This is a genomic window from Salinifilum ghardaiensis (assembly GCF_054491345.1).
This window is the reverse complement of sequence record NZ_CM137101.1, coordinates 1,503,516-1,519,777: the sequence shown is the minus strand read 5'-3', so window position 1 is coordinate 1,519,777 and position 16,262 is coordinate 1,503,516. Positions and strand designations below refer to the sequence as shown.

Here is a 16,262-nt window from a genome sequence, read left to right as displayed (position 1 = left end):
GCCAGTCTACGGCGTGAGCAGCTCCCGGATCGGGCCCACCAGGTCCTCCCCCGCGGGGAACCAGTGGATCCGCCGGTCACGGCGGAACCACGAGCGCTGCCGCCGCACGAACCGGCGGGTGAGCTTCGCCGTCTCCGCTGCGGCCGCGGCCATGTCGCCCTCACCGGCGAGCTCGGCGAGCACCTGCTGGTACCCCAGGGCGCGGCTCGCGGTGCGCCCCGAGCGCAGCCCCCGCGCCTCCAACCGGCGCACCTCCTCGACCAGCCCCTTGTCGAACATGTCCGCCACCCGCCGGTCGACGCGCTCGTCGAGCTCCGCGTTGGGGCGGTCCAGCCCGACCAGCACCGCGCCGTACCGCCCCGGTCCCGGTTCGGGCAGGTTCGCCGAGAAGGGGCGACCGGTGATGTCGATGACCTCGAGCGCGCGGACGATGCGCCGGCCGTTCGTCGGCAGGATCGACTCGGCCGCGAGCGGGTCCCGCTCGCGCAGCAGCTCGTGCAGCCGCTGCGCGCCGGCGGCGGAGAGCTCCCGCTCCCACCCGGCCCGCACGTCCGGATCGGTGCCGGGGAAGGACAGCTCGTCGACCACCGCCTGCACGTACAACCCCGAACCACCGACGAGCACCGGGGTGCGGCCGCGGGAGCGGGCGCCCTCCACCGCGGTCCGCGCCTGCGGCTGGTACGCAGCGACCGAGGCCGTTTCGGTGATGTCGAGGACGTCGAGCTGGTGGTGCGGGATCCCCCGCCGGTGCTCCACGGGCAGCTTCGCGGTGCCGATGTCCATGCCCCGGTAGAGCTGCATCGCGTCCGCGTTGACCACCTCACCGCCGAGCTGTTCGGCGAGGGCCACGGCGAGGTCGGACTTGCCGGTCGCGGTGGGGCCGACGATCACGAGCAGCGGTGGCGCATCGGAATTCGCGGACACCCCTCGACGGTACTGCTCGCGGACCGCACGACCGCGCCGCGGTCAGCGGCCGGCACGTGCTCACCCGCCGCCGGCGCTGCACCCACCGCACCGGCGCGGCACCGCCCGGTGCCTGCGCGGCTTCACACGGCGAGAGCGCGGCGCCACACGGCGACGTGGTAGGTGACCCCGAACGGGGCGGCCGAGTACTCCACCTGCGAGTCCCACTCCCCTCCTGCCCGCTCGGCGGCAGCAGCGGCGGCCCACAGCGCGGGCACGCCGGGAACGCCCAGCTCCCCTCCCGCCCCGGCGTCGAGCTCGCGCAGACCGGCGATGTCGGTGGTGGCCAGCAGTGAACGCACGTGCTCGTCGAACGCGGGCGCCCGCGGGTCCGGGGCGTACGGGGAGCGCTCGTCGCAGCGGTTGGAGCCGTCGGCGAACACGAGCAGGGCGCGGGCACCCGAGCCGTCCGCGAGGGCGGTCCCGGCACGCCGCGCCCGATCGGCCGAGGTGTCCGGACCGAGCAGCTGCACCTCGACCGAGCGGTGCCCGGCCTGTTCCCGCAGCAGTCCCGCCACCAGCACCGGCAGCGGCAGCGTCCGGTCGGCCCGCCCGGCGGAGCGCTCGCGGGAGAGGGTCACCACCCGGTCCACGCCGAAACCGGCGAAGCTGCCGGTGGTCCCCGCCGCACATCGACGTTCACCGGACTGATCCACCCCGAGAGCCACCCACTCGGTGGCCTCGTCAGTCAGACTGGACACAGCCCGCGAACACGCGTCCCGGAGCTGCTGGACCTCCGGGGTGGACCGGACGGTCAACTCGGGAACCAGCAGCGGTGGGCACGGCAGCACGACGATGTGGGAGAGCACGACGCGCACCGTAACGGCCGGCACGACGCACGTGCGCACCGCGCGTCCGCTCCCGCTCGCCGTCCGCCGCGTGGTCCGGGTTACCTTGCCCGAACAACTCGCCCGAACAGCTGGCCGAGCGAACGCGGCAGGGCAGCGCGGGCGAGCACAACCGAAAACCAACGCGGGTTTCGCCACCGCCGCGGTCGACGGCTCACCGACCGTGGAGTACCGATTCCCGAGCCGACCTGTTTGAATGCGCCAGCGGACACCGGACACCGCCGCTGCGGTCCCGGCGCCGCTTGCTGGGCCCCGCGACAACCACCGCGGGGCGCCCGTTGCACCCACGAGCGGGCACGCGAGGAGGAAGCCGGCCATGACCAACCAGGACACCAACCCCGAGGCCGCCGGGCACCCCACGGACCCGGAGGAGCCGTCCCGCACGCCGCCAGCCGTGCCGAGCGCGGCAGCCGACCCGGCCCGTTGGGGACGCGTCGACGACGCGGGAACGGTGTACGTGCGCACCGACGACGGTGAGCGCTCCGTCGGTTCCTGGCAGGCCGGCGATGCCGCCGAAGGCCTGGAGCACTTCGCGCGGAAGTTCGACGACCTGCGCACGGAGGCCGAACTGCTGGAGTCCCGGCTGAGCACGCAGGCGGGCGACCCGAAGCAGACGCTCACCAGCGCCCGCCACCTGCGCGACCGGGCCACCGGCGCGGACGTGGTCGGCGACCTCGACGCGCTGCACCGGAGGATCGAGCACGTCATCGCCCGGGCCGAGCACGCCGTGGAGCAGGCCAAGCAGGCGCGGGAGCAGGCCCGCGCGGAGGCGACGGCGCGGAAGGAAGCGCTCGTGGCCGAGGCCGAGCAGATCGCCGCCGAGTCGACCAACTGGAAGTCCGCCGGCGACCGGCTGCGGCAGATGCTCGACGAGTGGAAGAGCATCCGCGGCGTCGACCGCAAGACCGACGAGCAGCTGTGGCGGCGGTTCTCCAAAGCGCGGGACGCCTTCAGCCGGCGGCGCGGTTCGCACTTCGCCGAACTGGACCGGCAGCGCGCCGCGGCCAAGTCGCGCAAGCAGGAGCTCGTCGCCGAGGCCGAGTCGCTGACCGAATCGACCGACTGGGTCGAGACCGCGCAGCGCTACAAGAACCTCATGTCCGAGTGGAAAGCCGCCGGACGCGCGCCCAAGGACAGCGAGGAGGCCCTCTGGAAGCGGTTCCGCGCCGCGCAGGACCGGTTCTTCAGCCGCCGGTCGGAGGCCTACGCCGCCCGCGACGCGGAGTTCCAGGAGAACGCGCGGCAGAAGGAGGCGCTGCTGGCCGAGGCCGAGCAGATCGACCCGTCGGCCGGTCTGGAGGCGGCGCAGCAGCAGCTGCAGCGGGTCCAGCAGCAGTGGGACGGGATCGGCAAGGTGCCGCGGGACCGGATGCGGGAGCTCGAGGGGCGCCTGCGGACCGTGGTGGACCGGGTCCGCTCGGCGGCCGACGCCCGGTGGCGCCGCACCGATCCGGAGGCGCAGGCACGGGTGGCGCAGTTCCGCGAACGCGTCGAGCAGTTCGAGTCGCAGGCCGCCAAAGCGCGAGCGGCCGGCGACGAGAAGCGCGCGCAGCAGGCCGAGCAGCAGGCGCAGCAGTGGCGGGAATGGCTCACCGCCGCGGAGCAGGCGCTGGCCGACCGCTGATCACCCGCCGGGGCGGCGCCTGCGCACCGCCCCGCTCCGGCGGCCGGTGGAGCGCGTTCGCAGCGGCCCGTGCACCGAGCGAGCGCACCCGCGCCCGCAGCCCGCCACCGGCTGCCGCCGTCCCACCAGGAGCGTTGCGACGGTCGGTGGCGCCCGCACGCACCGGGCTCAGTCGCGGCTCCACATGATGCGCACCCACTGCACGGCCAGCACGATCATGCACAGCGCGGCGAGCACGAGGCCCAGCCCCGGCCCCTCCTGCGGATTCGTCTGCCGCGACCAGATCGCGATCACGCCCTCCAGGCTCACCACGGCGCCGAGCGCGCCGGTGAGGAACGACAGCGCCCAGCGGCGCGTGATCAGGGTCAGCGCGCTCAGCCCGAGACCGACGATCGTCGAATTGATCGCGAACATGTGCGGCAGCAGCCCCACGTCCAGCGACTCCGCGGTCCGCCCGACGAGCACCTGCCACCCGGTGGCGCTGCCGACCCAGGGCAGCACCCACGACAGCACGAGCACCAGCATGACCGCAGCGATGGTCACCGCGCGCCTGCCCGGGTCGATGCGCCGCAGCACCTCCTTCTCGGCGCGGGAGAGCTCCCGGGTCACCTGGCGCTCGGTATCGTCCGGACCGGCCGCCCGCGAGGTGTTCGGCTCGTCCCCGGATCCGTGCTCGCTCAACACCCACACCCCTGCTGGCTGCTCGTCGCCTCGGCCGGCGCACCGACCGCGGGCAGGCCCAGGCTGACCCCCGAGGTCTTCGGGCGGACGCCTTCCTCCCAGTGGTCCCCGGCGCGGGTGCGGCGGTGCGTCAGCACATCGGTGTCCGCGACCAGGTGGTGCGGGGCCGCACGTGTGACGGTGGTGTGCACGACATCGCCCGGGCGGACCTGCCCGTCGACGTGCCCGGTCGGCGTGAAGTGCACGAGCCGCCCGTCGCGAGCGCGCCCGGTCAACCGGTGCGTCTCGCTGTCCTTGCGGCCCTGCCCCTCGGCCACGAGCAGTTCGACGGTGCCGCCGACGAGCTTCTCGTTCTCCTCGGCGGAGATCCGGTTCTGCAGCTCGATCAGCCGGTCGTAGCGCTCCTGCACGACCTCCTTCGGCAGGTGGCCGGGCAGCTCCGCCGCGGGCGTGCCGGGGCGCGGGGAGTACTGGAACGTGAAGGCGCTGGCGAACCGCGCCTGCCGCACGACCTCCAGCGTGGCCTCGAAGTCCTCCTCGGTCTCCCCGGGGAAGCCGACGATGATGTCGGTGGTGATGGCCGCGTGCGGCATCGCTTCGCGCACGTTGCGCACGATGTTGAGGAAGCGCTCCGAGCGGTAGGAGCGGCGCATGGCCTTGAGCACCCGGTCGGAACCGGACTGCAGCGGCATGTGCAGCTGCGGGCAGACGTTGCCCGTCTCAGCCATCGCCGCGATCACGTCGTCGGTGAAGTCCCGCGGGTGCGGGGAGGTGAACCGGACGCGTTCCAGGCCGTCGACCTCGCCGCACGAGCGCAGCAGCTTGCCGAACGCCCGGCGGTCACCGAACTCGACGCCGTAGGCGTTGACGTTCTGCCCGAGCAGCGTCACCTCGAGCACGCCCTCGGAGACCAGCGCGTCGACCTCGGAGAGGATCTCGCCCGGCCGGCGGTCCTTCTCCTTGCCGCGCAACGAGGGAACGATGCAGAAGGTGCACGTGTTGTTGCACCCGACAGAGATCGACACCCAACCGGAGTAGGCCGACTCGCGGCGCGCGGGCAGGGTGGACGGGAACGTCTCGAGCGCTTCGCGGATCTCCACCTGGGCCTCGTCGTTGTGCCGCGCCCGGTCGAGCAGGGTGGGCAGCGCGTCGAGGTTGTGCGTGCCGAAGACCACGTCGACCCACGGGGCGCGACGCGTGATCGCGTCCCGGTCCTTCTGCGCCAGGCACCCGCCGACGGCGATCTGCATGTCGGGGTTGCGCTGCTTGGCCGGGCGCAGGTGGCCGAGGGTGCCGTAGAGCCGGTTGTCGGCGTTCTCCCGCACCGCGCACGTGTTGAACACGATGATGTCGGCCTCCGACTCCGGCTCGGCTCTGACGTAGCCCGCGTCCTCGAGCATGCCGGCGAGGCGTTCGGAGTCGTGCACGTTCATCTGACATCCGAACGTGCGAACCTCATACGATCGTGGAACGGTGCGCTCGGGCATGCTCCCACCGTATCCCCTGGTGACACGGGCACACGACGCGGCCCGTGCCCAGCGGGACCGCCGTCCCCGCAGCCGCGACGCCCGCGGACCCGCGCCGCACGGCCCGCGGTTGCGACCCCGCACCGAACGCGTCACCGGAACGCGTAACCGATCCGCAACTTCTCGTCACCGCGCAGGTATGGACGTGCCCCGGCTGCGCGCCTAGATTTCGGTGATCACCAGCACCGGTCACCACGTCGCGGGAGCGCGGATGAGCACGAACGCACCGGACACGCCCATGATCAGCATGTCCGGCGTGGACAAGCACTTCGGTTCCGCGCACGTGCTGCGCGGCATCGACCTGGACATCCCGGCCGGGCAGGTCGCCGTCGTCCTCGGCCCCTCCGGTTCCGGCAAGTCCACGCTGTGCCGCGTGGTCAACCGGCTCGAACCGGTCGACGCGGGAACGGTGGCGATCGACGGCACCCCGCTGCCGGCCGAGGGGCGCGAACTCGCCCGCCTGCGGGCCGATGTCGGCATGGTCTTCCAGCAGTTCAACCTGTTCGCGCACAAGACCGTGCTGGACAACGTGACGCTCGGCCCTATCAAGGTGCGCGGCCGGGACCGCGCCACCGCCCGCGACGAGGCCGTGCAGCTGCTGGAGCGCGTCGGCATCGCCGACCAGGCCGACAAGCACCCGGCGCAGCTGTCCGGCGGACAGCAGCAGCGCGCCGCGATCGCCCGCGCCCTGGCGATGCGGCCGAAGGTGATGCTCTTCGACGAACCGACCTCCGCGCTCGACCCGGAGATGGTCACCGAGGTGCTCGACGTGATGACCGGGCTCGCCGAGGAGGGCATGACGATGCTCGTGGTCACCCACGAGATGGGGTTCGCGCGCCGGGCCGCTCACCGCGTGCTGTTCATGTCCGGCGGCGAGGTCGCCGAGGACTCCACCCCCGAGGAGTTCTTCACCGCTCCCGCGAGCGCACGCGCCCGGGACTTCCTCGACAAGATCCTCGTCCACTGAAGCGAGCGGTGACCGACGTGCTGACTCAGCTGAACCGCACCCCCCGAGGCAGCGGCAGCGCGCGCCGCTTCCGGTGCGCCGCCGCGTTCGCGACCGTCCTCGCCCTCGCCCTCACCGCCTGCGGCAACCCGGAGAACCGGCTGGCCCAGGGCACGGAGAACCGCCCCGACGTGCAGGTGGTGCACGACCCGGGCTTCGCACCGGGCACGACGATGGCGCGGCTGCACGACCAGGGCAGCATCCGCGTCGGCGTCAAGTTCGACCAGCCGCTGTTCGGGCTGCAGACCGCGGAGGGCGCGATCGGGTTCGACGTCGAGATCGCCCGCATCATCGCCGGTCGGCTCGGCATCTCCCCGGACGACATCACGTGGGTCGAAGCACCGAGCAAGACCCGCGAGGAGATCATCGAGCAGGGCAAGGTCGACATGGTCGTGGCGACCTACACGATCAACGACGAGCGCCGCGAGCGCATCAGCTTCGCCGGGCCGTACTACGAGGCGGGCCAGGACCTCATGGTCCGCGCCGGCAACACGAGCATCACCGGACCGGAATCGCTGCGCGAGACGGGCGCGAAGGTGTGCTCGGTGACCGGCTCGACTCCCTCGGAGGAGATCCGCGAGTACGTCGACGACGACCAGCTCGTGCTGTTCGACGTCTACTCCAAGTGCGCCGACGCGCTGCGCACCGGTCAGGTGCAGGCAGTGACCACCGACAACGTCATCCTCATGGGGCTCGTCGCCGAGAGCGGCGGGAAGTTCGAGCTCGTTCGCAACACCTTCACCTCCGAGCCCTACGGCATCGGCATCCACCGCGGCGACCGGCGGTTCTGCGAGTTCATCAACCGCAGCCTCGCCGACGCCGCGCGGGACGGCACCTACCGGCAGGCCTGGGCAGCCACGGCCGGGGCGGTCGCACCGGAGACACCGCGACTGCCCGAGCCCGACCCCTGCACCTGAACGACCGCCGACCCCGCTCGCCGGCGGCCCGCCGGGCTGCGCGCGAGCCGCACGCTCCGGAGCGCCCATGCACGTGATCGTCGACAACCTCCCCGAATACGCCAGCGGCCTGGTGCGGACCCTGCGCATCTGCCTGTACTCGGGCGTTCTGGCGCTGCTGCTCGGCGTGGCCGCCGCCGCGTGCCGCGTGTCCCCGCTGCCGCCGCTGCGCGCCGTGGGCACCGCGTGGGTGACGGTCCTGCGCAACTGCCCGCTGACGGTCGTGCTGTTCTTCATGGCCTTCGGCCTGCCGGAACTGGGCGTCAACGGGTCGTACTTCTGGTTCGGCACCGCCGGGCTCGCGCTGTACACCTCGGCGTTCGTGTGCGAAGCGGTGCGCAGCGGCATCAACTCGGTACCGCCGGGGCAGGCGGAAGCGGCGCGGGCAATCGGGCTGCGCTTCGACCAGGCCCTGTCGCTGGTGGTGCTGCCGCAGGCGGTGCGCACCGTCATCCCGCCGCTGGGCAACGTGCTCATCGCGATGATCAAGAACTCGGCGATCGCCGGTGCCTTCGGCGTCGGCGGTGACCTCTTCGCCGTCGGCGAGTCGCTGACCTCGGCGCAGGGCTACGCCGCGCTGCCGGTGCTGGCCGGCGTCGTCCTCGGCTATCTCATCCTCACGATCCCGGCGGGGCTGCTGCTCGGCGTCGTGGAACGAAAGGTGGCGCTCGCCCGATGACCGACTCGGTGCTGTACGAAACCCCCGGCCCCCGCGCGCAGCGGCGCTCCCGGCTGTGGAGCATCGCCGTCAGCGCCGTGCTGGCCCTCGTGCTGGCCTGGGTCGTCGCCCGGCTCGCCCTGGCCGACCAGTTCACCGTGGCCAAGTGGGGTCCGATCATCGATCCCACCGACGGCACGTTCCTGCCGCTGTGGCGGCTGATGGGGCTGGCGCTGGTCAACACGCTCGCCGCGGCCGCCCTGGCCATGGCCCTCTCGCTGCTCGTGGGCACCGCGCTGGCGCTGACGCGGATCACCGGCGCCGCCTGGTACCGCTGGATCATCGTCGGCACCGTCGAGCTGCTCCGCGGCGTGCCCGTGGTCATCGCGATCTTCTTCGCCTACCGGGTGCTGCCCGAGCTCGGCCTGGACCTCTCGGCGCTGTGGTTCCTGGTCATCGGACTGACCGCGTACAACTCGGTGATCATCGCGGAGATCATCCGCGCCGGGGTGCTCGCGGTGCCGCGCGGGCAGGGCGAAGCGGCCTCCGCGCTCGGCATGCGGCGCGGCCAGGTGCTGCGGAGCATCCTGCTGCCGCAGGCCTTCCGCGCGATGCTGCCGGCCCTGATCAGCCAGCTCGTCGTCATCGTCAAGGACACGTCGCTGGCGTTCATCATCTCCTACCCGGAGACGCTGCGGCAGGCGCAGATCATCATCCAGAGCCTGCACAACCCCATCCCGATGTACCTCACCGTGGCCGCGCTGTTCATCGCGATCAACTACGCGCTCACGCGGCTGGCCGTCCACGTCGAACGGCGCCTGGGCCGCTCCCGGAGCACCCGCACCGCCGAACGCGAACTCGCACCGACGACGGGCAGCTGAGCGGCGCTGCCGGCCTCACCGGGGCTCGGCGGGAACGCCCCGCTCACCCAGCGTCGCGTCGTAGGCGCGCTGCCACGCGCCGCCGGCGATCGCCTCGTCGAGGTAGCCGCGCAGCTCCTCCCGGAAACGCCGGTCCCCGGGCGGCACGGTGACCACCCGCGACCCGCCGTCGACCACGGCGTAGGTGCCCGCCGCGGGCAGACCGCCCTGCGGCGGCCCCAGCAGCAGGTCGACGTTCCCGCCGGCGACGCCGTCGCGGAGCATGCTCCCGGGCAGCCGGCGGAACGCCACCTGCGTCTCCGGATCGAGACCGAGCCGCTCGGCGAGGACCTTCGCGATCTCCACGTCGAACCCGCTGTACTCGCCGGCGCCTTCGCGCGTGACGAACTCGGGCGCGTCGGCGCTGACCCCCACCAGCAGCTTGCCCCGCTGCCGGATCTCCGCCAGCCGCGGCGAGGAGGACAGCCCGACATCGGTGTCCGGCGCCGCGGAGGACGTCCCCGGAGCAGCGGGACCTGCCGAGGCGGACGGAGCCGACGGCTCCGGAGGCGGGCCCTGCGCCGCGTTCTCGGGCGCGCCGCACGCCGCCGCCCCGCAAACCACCACCGCCGCGACGGCGGTGCTCACCGCCGCCCGTGCCGTCAGAGTGCGCATCCCGTCCCAGCCTCGCCGGATCCTCGCCGTTGCCGATCGCTCACGCGACCCGATCAAGCCTGGCACACCGTCCCCGCGAGCACCACGATCCTGCCCGGTGCCCAGGCCCGGGCACCGCGGAGCTGCCGGTAGCTCCGGCGCGGCCGGCCGCGCCGGAGCGCGCGTCCAGGAACCCGTGATGACGGCTTTGTCCCACTGGATCGTTTGGGAAAACGGGACCTCACCCACTAGTGTGTTCGCTGTCATAGGCGCCAACGACGTCGCCACGCATCCACCACGAACGGAGGCGATCTATGTCGTCGCATGGCAGCCCGCACCGCGTCGTCGCGGAAGTGACCCAGCGGATCGCCGAGCGCAGCGAGCCGAGCCGCCGTGCCTACCTCGACAGGATGCGCGCCGCCGCGTCCACCGAACCCGTCCGCGCCGACATGCCGTGCAGCAACCTCGCCCACGGCTTCGCCGCCTGCAGCGGCACCGACCGGCTCAGCATCCGCGGCGCGCGGAAACCGGGCGTGGCGATCGTGTCCGCCTACAACGACATGCTCTCCGCTCACCAGCCCTTCGCCGACTTCCCCGCGTGGATCAAGGACGCCGTGCGCGAAGCCGGCGGTGTCGCCCAGTTCGCCGGTGGCGTTCCCGCCATGTGCGACGGCATCACGCAGGCGCGCACCGGGATGGAACTGTCGCTGTTCTCCCGCGAAGTGATCGCCATGGCCACCGGGGTGGCGCTGTCCCACGAGATGTTCGACAGCGCACTGCTGCTCGGCGTGTGCGACAAGATCGTGCCCGGCCTGCTCATCGGCGGGCTGTCGTTCGGCCACCTGCCGATGCAGCTCGTGCCCGCCGGACCCATGCCGTCCGGCATGCCGAACAGCGAGAAGAGCCGCATCCGCCAGCAGTTCGCCGAGGGCAAGGCCACCCGCGAGGACCTCCTCGACGCCGAAGCGGCCTCCTACCACTCCCCCGGCACCTGCACCTTCTACGGCACCGCGAACTCCAACCAGCTCGTCGTGGAGGTCATGGGCCTGCAGCTGCCCGGGACGAGCTTCGTGCCGCCGAACACCCCGCTGCGCCAGGCGCTCACCGAGCACGCCGGCAGGCGCGCCGTCGAGCTCGACACCCCGCTCGGGGAGGTGGTCAACGAGCGGTCGCTGGTCAACGGCGTCGTCGGGCTGCTGTCCACCGGCGGATCGACCAACCACACGCTGCACCTCGTGGCCATCGCCAAAGCCGCCGGCATCGAACTGACCTGGGACGACTTCAACGACCTCTCCGCGGTGGTGCCCACGCTGGCGCACGTCTACCCCAACGGCAAGGCCGACATCAACCACTTCGCCGCCGCCGGCGGCGTGCAGACCCTCGTCGGCCAGCTGCTCGACGCCGGCCTGCTGCACGCCGACGTGCCCACCGTCGCCGGGCGCGGACTCGACCACTACCGCAGGCAGCCGTTCCTCGAGGACGGGCAGCTCGTCTGGCACGAGGGCCCGCGCACGAGCCAGGACACCGCGGTGCTGCGCAACATCGACGAGCCTTTCGCCTCCGACGGCGGGCTGCGCGTGCTCACCGGCAACCTCGGCCGCGGCGTGACCAAGATCTCCGCTGTCAGCCCGGAGCACCAGACGGTCACCGCGCCCGCGCGGATCTTCGACGACCAGCAGTCGTTCACCACGGCCTTCCAGCAGGACGAGCTCACCGAGGACGTCGTCGTCGTGATCCGCAACCAGGGCCCCAAGGCCAACGGGATGCCCGAACTGCACGGGCTCACCCCTGCGCTCGGCGTGCTGCAGGACCGCGGGCAGCAGGTCGCGCTGCTCACCGACGGGCGCATGTCCGGCGCGTCCGGCAAGATTCCCACGGCGATGCACGTCACGCCGGAAGCGAGCGCCGGCGGTGCGCTGGCGAAGCTGCGCGACGGCGACGTGGTGCGCTTCGACGCCACCCGCGGAACGCTGGAGGTGCTCGTCGGCGACGAGGAGCTCGCCGCGCGCGAACTCGCCCCGGCCGCACCCAGCGTCCAGCACGGCACCGGCAGGGAGCTGTTCGCCGCCTTCCGCGACGTCGTGGGACGCGCCGACCACGGCGCCAGCGTGTTCACCGCGTTCCAGCAGCACACCAGCGACCAGCCCGCATGAGCGACCCCACAGGACGGAGGATCATGGACAGCACCGACCTGCTCGAGCTGAGCCCGGTCGTGCCCGTCGTCGCCCTCGACGACGCCGCGGCCGCCGCGCCGCTGGCCAACGCGCTCCTGCGCGGCGGCATCACCACGATCGAGGTCACCCTGCGCACCCCGGCCGGGCTGCCCGCGATCGAACGGATCGCCCGCGAGGTCCCGGACATCGTCGTCGGCGCCGGAACGGTCACCGAACCCGGGCAGGCCAAGCGGGCCGCGGATGCCGGAGCGCGCTACATCGTCACCCCGGCGGCCACCGACCGGCTGCTCGACGACGTCGCGGGCACGGGCCTGCCCTACCTGGCAGGCGTGAGCACCGCCTCCGAAGCGATGCATGTGGCCGAACGCGGGGTCACCGCGATGAAGTTCTTCCCCGCCGGTCCCAGCGGGGGCGTGCCCTACCTCAAGGCGCTGGCCGGACCGCTGCCGCACCTGCGGTTCTGCCCCACCGGCGGGGTCACCCCGGACAACGCGCAGGACTACCTGGCGCTGCCGAACGTGGGGTGCGTAGGCGGAACCTGGCTGACCCCGAAGGAATCGCTGCTCTCCGGCGACTGGGCCACCGTGGAATCCCTCGCCGCGCAGGCCGCTGCGCTGCGGTAGGACCGTCCGCGTCAGCGGTGCGGCACGGCTGCGGGCCGGCTGCGGGAGGCGCACCCCGCATCCGGCCCGGCACCCGCATCGGTCCGGCAGGGCGTCGGCCGCCCGCTCGCGGTGCCGTGCGAGCCGCATCTACCGGCGCTCGGGGCGTACCGGGCTCGGGGAGCGTGCTGCGGCCCGGGACGCGCTGCGACGCGCTCGCGAACCCAGCGGCACCGCGCACACCCCAGCGGCCCAGCTGCACCGCTGCGGCCGGAGAGGTGCGCGACCGGAAGTGCCTGCTGACCAGGTGGGAATCGCGCGCACCCGAAGGACGGGCGTTCAGCCGGTGGGGGCGGCGATGCGCGCCACCGCCTCCTCCACCGAGTCGCACACCGGCACGCCGGTCTCCACCAGCGAGGCCCGGCTCATCACTCCGGTGCTCACCAGCACGCAGTGCGCACCCACCTGCGCCGCGGCCTCGGCGTCGTCGACGACGTCACCGATGAGCACCGCCTCGTGCGGCCGCCGACCGAGACGTTCCAGGTGGCGCTGCAGGTAGGCCGCCTTGGAACCGCCGCCGACCTGCTCGCGGATCCCGTCGACCCGGTCGAACAGCTCGGCCAGGCCGAGCTTCTCCACCAGCGGAACGAGCTCCTCGTGGAACCACATGGACAGCAGCGACTGGCTGCCGCCCGCCTCGGCCCAGACGTGCAACCGCTCCGGCACCCCGTCGGCGAGCCCGCAGGTGTGCAGCAGCTCGCGGTAGGCGTCGTGGTACAGCGCATCGATCCGCGCCCAGTCCGCCGCATCGAGGGAGCGGTCGAGCAGCCGCTCGTAGCAGGCCTGCAACGGGCGGCTGAAGATCGCCCGCCAGTGCTCCAGATCGATCGGGGCACGTTCGAACTCCTCGCACACCGCGTTCACCGCGGCGAGAACGGCGTGGTTGTCGGCCAGGAGCGTGCCGTTCCAGTCCCAGACGATGTGCTCCGGACGCGGACGGGACGGGGCTTCTCGGTCAGCCAAAGCAGTCACGTGCGCCCACTCTAGCGGCCGGAAGTCGATCGCGGTGCGGACGTCGTCACGGAATCTCCTCGTCCAGCTCCGACCCGTCCGCACCGGAGGACTCGAGCTCTTCGCGCACCACGCGGAAGGCGAGCCCCTCCGCGTAGCCCCGCCGCGCGAGCATGCCCACCAGCCGCCGGGTCACCGCGGCCGCATCACCACCGCGCGAGGCGGCCAGCTTGCGGCGCACGAGTTCCCGCGCCCGCTCCTCCTCGTCCTCGTTGTCCGCAGTGGCCAGAACGGAGGCGATGATCTCCTCGTCGATGCCCTTCTTGCGCAGCTCGTACCCCAGAGCGCGACGCCCCAGCCCGCGCGAGCGCCTGCGGGAGGCCACCCACTCCTCGGCGAAGGCCGCGTCGTCGATCAGCCCGGCGGCGGCGAACTTGCCCAGCACGCTGTCGATGACCTCGGCGTCGACCTCCTTGCGCGCCAACGCCTCGCGCAGCTCCGCACGACTGCGGGCCCTGCTGGTCAACAGCCGGTAGACCGCTTCCCGCGCGTACTGCTCCGGATCCTCCGCGGCCTCCGCACCTCGCCCGGAACCGCGCCTCCGAGATCCACCGCCGCGCTCCGCCTCGTCCGGAGTCGCGGCGGAGTCCGCCGAGGTGCCCACCGAACCGCTCGGGACGTCCACCGAAGAGACCGGGTCGTCCGTCGAAGGGACCGGGGCGTCCTCGGTCCCGGCGCGCCCTGCTGCGCGCTCGGTGGAGGCTTCCTCCGAGCACTGCCGCTCTGCTGTGCCGCGGCGGCGGGGAGGCCGCGTTCCTCCTCCGCCGCCGCGCTGCTCACCACCTGCCATGACGGATCAGAAGTCCACCGGAGCGGCCTCGTCGTCACCGCCGTCCTCGGCGGCCTCGGCGGAGGTTCCCGCGTTGGCGCCGAGCCCGATCTTCTCCTTGATCTTCTTCTCGATCTCGTTGGCGGTGTCCGGGTTCTCCCGCAGGTACTTGCGAGCGTTCTCCTTGCCCTGGCCCAGCTGGTCGCCCTCGTAGGTGTACCAGGCCCCGGACTTGCGGATGATGCCGTGCTCGACGCCCATGTCGATGAGCGAGCCCTCGCGGCTGATCCCGACGCCGTAGATGATGTCGAACTCCGCCTGTTTGAAGGGAGGTGCGCAGTTGTGCACCACGACATCGTCGGCGACGAAGTTGTGCAGCTCGTCCACCTCGATGTCGAAGGTGCGGCGGGACTCGAGCGGCAGCACCTCGGCCACCTTGGAGTACCAGAGCTGGTCGCTGAGCACGTCCAGCAGGAACGGATCCTCCAACGCCGCGGCCAGAGCCTCCAGACGGTCGCGGCGCATCCGCGGTGAGCCGAGAACCGATCGCATCCCCAGCTTTGGGGCACCAGCCCTGTCACCGATCAGCTCCGCAGCCCGGTGCGGGCTCACCTCCAGATCGCGCAAACGCCCCAGCACCGGCTCGACCACCTCGTCCGGCACGTAGTTGCGCTGTGACGCGCGGTACTGGCCGGAGAACTCCGCGAGGTACCGCGTCAATGCACTCCCGCGCGGCCCCCACATCGGGACGAGCTCGGCGAACCGCTGGACGTTGTCGATCCCGGAGACGCGGACTTCCCAGACGTCGTTCTTGCCGACGATGGTGCGTCCGTCGATCGTCCCCCCGCTACGTCCGGCTGCACGCTTGCGGACGACGCTGCCGATCTCCCACCGCAGCAGCAGCCAGTGCAGCTGGTGCGCGAGCTGCTCGGACACGGTGGTGAACCCGATCCGCAGACCACCGGTCGCCTCCTGCGAGACGTGGCCATCGGATTCGAAGATCCCGAAGACCAGGTTTCCGAGCACGTCGCTGTCGATGTCCTCGTCGAAGAACGTCGACGGGATCGTCTTCTCCTGTGCCGTGGTGCCCCAGATCCCGTGCTCCCGGCACAGCTCGAGCAGGCGGTTCTTCGCGCCCGGTTCGTGCGAGAACGCCGCGGACAGCGAACCTTCCCGGAAGCGGGCGCGGCAACCCAGGCTTTCCGCGATCCGCGCGGCATCCGCCCGCAAGGGCTCCTCGGCATTGGTGAACTCGATCGGGGTCTTGCCGCCGACGTAGCCGTCGCCGATGAGGTAGCCGAGCATCCGGGCGTGCTCGGCCGGCATCGGAGCGAAGGAACCGCACTGGCCGAACCGACGCGGACGAGCCACCCGGTCACCGGGTTCGAGGTCCTGCGCCAAGCGCCACCCCAGGTCGGTCAGCACCGGGTGATCGGGCGTGACCCGCAACTCGCCACCGTCCCGGAGGCGAAGTCCCAGAGTGTCCTGAACGCCCTGGTCGAACCAGGACACGACCGGCTGCGCCGACAGCTCGCCCTTCTTGTTCGTGGCAACGACGTGCACGGGCAGCTGGTTGTCGACGATGTCCTCGACGCGGTGCGTCACACCGGTAACCGGATCGTGCACCCGCGTGCCTTCAGCGACGCACTTGTTCTTCACGACCTTCACACGCGTGCGGTTGCCGACCGCGTCGGAGCCGTCCTTGAGCGTTTCGATCCGGCGCACGTCCAGCCGCACCGAGGAGTAGAACTTCAGCGCCTTTCCGCCGGTGGTGGTCTCAGGCGAGTTGTGCACCATCACGCCGTCCACGAAGTAGTTGTGGTTGCCCTCCACCTCGATGTCGAAGCGGTGCATGCTGCGGGTCTCCGGC

The 16,262-nt window shown here is 72.1% G+C and carries 15 protein-coding genes and 1 pseudogene; 7 read left to right on the top strand and 9 right to left on the bottom strand.

From position 1 onward, the window contains the following. Window positions 1-6 precede the first annotated feature (6 nt). Together miaA and ACVGV0_RS06840 are read right to left on the bottom strand one after the other, a co-directional pair. Window positions 7-924 (bottom strand): tRNA (adenosine(37)-N6)-dimethylallyltransferase MiaA, encoded by a 918-nt coding sequence (miaA, locus tag ACVGV0_RS06845; RefSeq protein ID WP_459159013.1) that lies wholly within the window; start codon window positions 922-924, stop codon window positions 7-9. A 122-nt stretch (window positions 925-1,046) separates the two neighbouring features. Then, window positions 1,047-1,772: a class III extradiol ring-cleavage dioxygenase family protein gene (locus tag ACVGV0_RS06840; RefSeq protein ID WP_459159012.1), complete on the bottom strand. Its 726-nt coding sequence runs from the start codon at window positions 1,770-1,772 to the stop codon at window positions 1,047-1,049. Window positions 1,773-2,127: 355 nt separating this feature from the next. On the opposite strand from ACVGV0_RS06840, the gene ACVGV0_RS06835 reads away from it, so the two are divergent. Next, entirely contained in the window at window positions 2,128-3,435 is a 1,308-nt protein-coding gene (locus ACVGV0_RS06835) for a DUF349 domain-containing protein (RefSeq protein WP_459159011.1), read from the top strand. A 168-nt stretch (window positions 3,436-3,603) separates the two neighbouring features. On the opposite strand, the gene ACVGV0_RS06830 is transcribed toward ACVGV0_RS06835, so the two are convergent. Continuing rightward, window positions 3,604-4,116, bottom strand: coding sequence for an Rv2732c family membrane protein (locus ACVGV0_RS06830; RefSeq protein ID WP_459159010.1), 513 nt, complete (start codon window positions 4,114-4,116; stop codon window positions 3,604-3,606). Next, window positions 4,113-5,603 carry a tRNA (N6-isopentenyl adenosine(37)-C2)-methylthiotransferase MiaB gene (miaB, locus tag ACVGV0_RS06825; RefSeq protein ID WP_459159009.1) on the bottom strand — a complete coding sequence of 497 codons (1,491 nt, stop codon included), beginning with the start codon at window positions 5,601-5,603 and terminating at the stop codon, window positions 4,113-4,115. The genes ACVGV0_RS06830 and miaB overlap by 4 nt, the downstream gene beginning before the upstream one ends. A gap of 250 nt (window positions 5,604-5,853) precedes the next feature. Here miaB and ACVGV0_RS06820 point away from each other — a divergent pair, with 250 nt between their 5' ends. The 4 genes from ACVGV0_RS06820 (at window position 5,854) to ACVGV0_RS06805 (ending at window position 9,143) form a co-directional block, all read left to right on the top strand. Further along, complete coding sequence (locus ACVGV0_RS06820) at window positions 5,854-6,609, top strand: amino acid ABC transporter ATP-binding protein (RefSeq protein WP_459159008.1); 756 nt, start codon at window positions 5,854-5,856, stop codon at window positions 6,607-6,609. Window positions 6,610-6,626: 17 nt separating this feature from the next. Beyond that, the gene (locus ACVGV0_RS06815; protein WP_459159007.1) at window positions 6,627-7,565 is read left to right on the top strand and encodes a glutamate ABC transporter substrate-binding protein; all 939 of its coding nucleotides are present in this window, start codon (window positions 6,627-6,629) and stop codon (window positions 7,563-7,565) included. 67 nt (window positions 7,566-7,632) lie between these two features. Further along, the gene (locus tag ACVGV0_RS06810) at window positions 7,633-8,283 is read left to right on the top strand and encodes an amino acid ABC transporter permease (protein ID WP_459159006.1); all 651 of its coding nucleotides are present in this window, start codon (window positions 7,633-7,635) and stop codon (window positions 8,281-8,283) included. Continuing rightward, a complete protein-coding gene (locus tag ACVGV0_RS06805) occupies window positions 8,280-9,143 on the top strand; it encodes an amino acid ABC transporter permease (RefSeq protein WP_459159005.1) in 864 nt (287 codons plus the stop codon). Before ACVGV0_RS06810 ends, ACVGV0_RS06805 begins: the two co-directional genes overlap by 4 nt. A gap of 15 nt (window positions 9,144-9,158) precedes the next feature. Here ACVGV0_RS06805 and ACVGV0_RS06800 read toward each other — a convergent pair whose 3' ends face one another. Continuing rightward, the gene (locus ACVGV0_RS06800) at window positions 9,159-9,797 is read right to left on the bottom strand and encodes a transporter substrate-binding domain-containing protein (protein ID WP_459159004.1); all 639 of its coding nucleotides are present in this window, start codon (window positions 9,795-9,797) and stop codon (window positions 9,159-9,161) included. A gap of 293 nt (window positions 9,798-10,090) precedes the next feature. Between ACVGV0_RS06800 and edd the strand changes: the two genes are divergently transcribed. Further along, window positions 10,091-11,929, top strand: a complete 1,839-nt coding sequence (gene edd / locus ACVGV0_RS06795) for a phosphogluconate dehydratase (protein WP_459159003.1) — start codon at window positions 10,091-10,093, stop codon at window positions 11,927-11,929. Between the two features lie 23 nt (window positions 11,930-11,952). Beyond that, window positions 11,953-12,573 (top strand): bifunctional 4-hydroxy-2-oxoglutarate aldolase/2-dehydro-3-deoxy-phosphogluconate aldolase, encoded by a 621-nt coding sequence (eda, locus tag ACVGV0_RS06790; RefSeq protein ID WP_459159002.1) that lies wholly within the window; start codon window positions 11,953-11,955, stop codon window positions 12,571-12,573. A gap of 318 nt (window positions 12,574-12,891) precedes the next feature. Here eda and ACVGV0_RS06785 read toward each other — a convergent pair whose 3' ends face one another. From ACVGV0_RS06785 to ACVGV0_RS06770, 4 genes and pseudogenes are all read right to left on the bottom strand, one after another. Beyond that, a complete protein-coding gene (locus tag ACVGV0_RS06785) occupies window positions 12,892-13,584 on the bottom strand; it encodes an HAD family hydrolase (RefSeq protein WP_459159001.1) in 693 nt (230 codons plus the stop codon). Between the two features lie 46 nt (window positions 13,585-13,630). Next, entirely contained in the window at window positions 13,631-14,248 is a 618-nt protein-coding gene (locus tag ACVGV0_RS06780; RefSeq protein WP_459159000.1) for a regulatory protein RecX, read from the bottom strand. Window positions 14,249-14,419: 171 nt separating this feature from the next. Next, entirely contained in the window at window positions 14,420-16,051 is a 1,632-nt protein-coding gene (locus tag ACVGV0_RS06775) for an LAGLIDADG family homing endonuclease (RefSeq protein ID WP_459159945.1), read from the bottom strand. After that, window positions 16,040-16,246: pseudogene (locus ACVGV0_RS06770) on the bottom strand (hypothetical protein); the annotation flags it as partial. The gene ACVGV0_RS06775 and the pseudogene ACVGV0_RS06770, both read right to left, overlap by 12 nt. Between the last annotated feature and the right edge of the window lie 16 nt (window positions 16,247-16,262).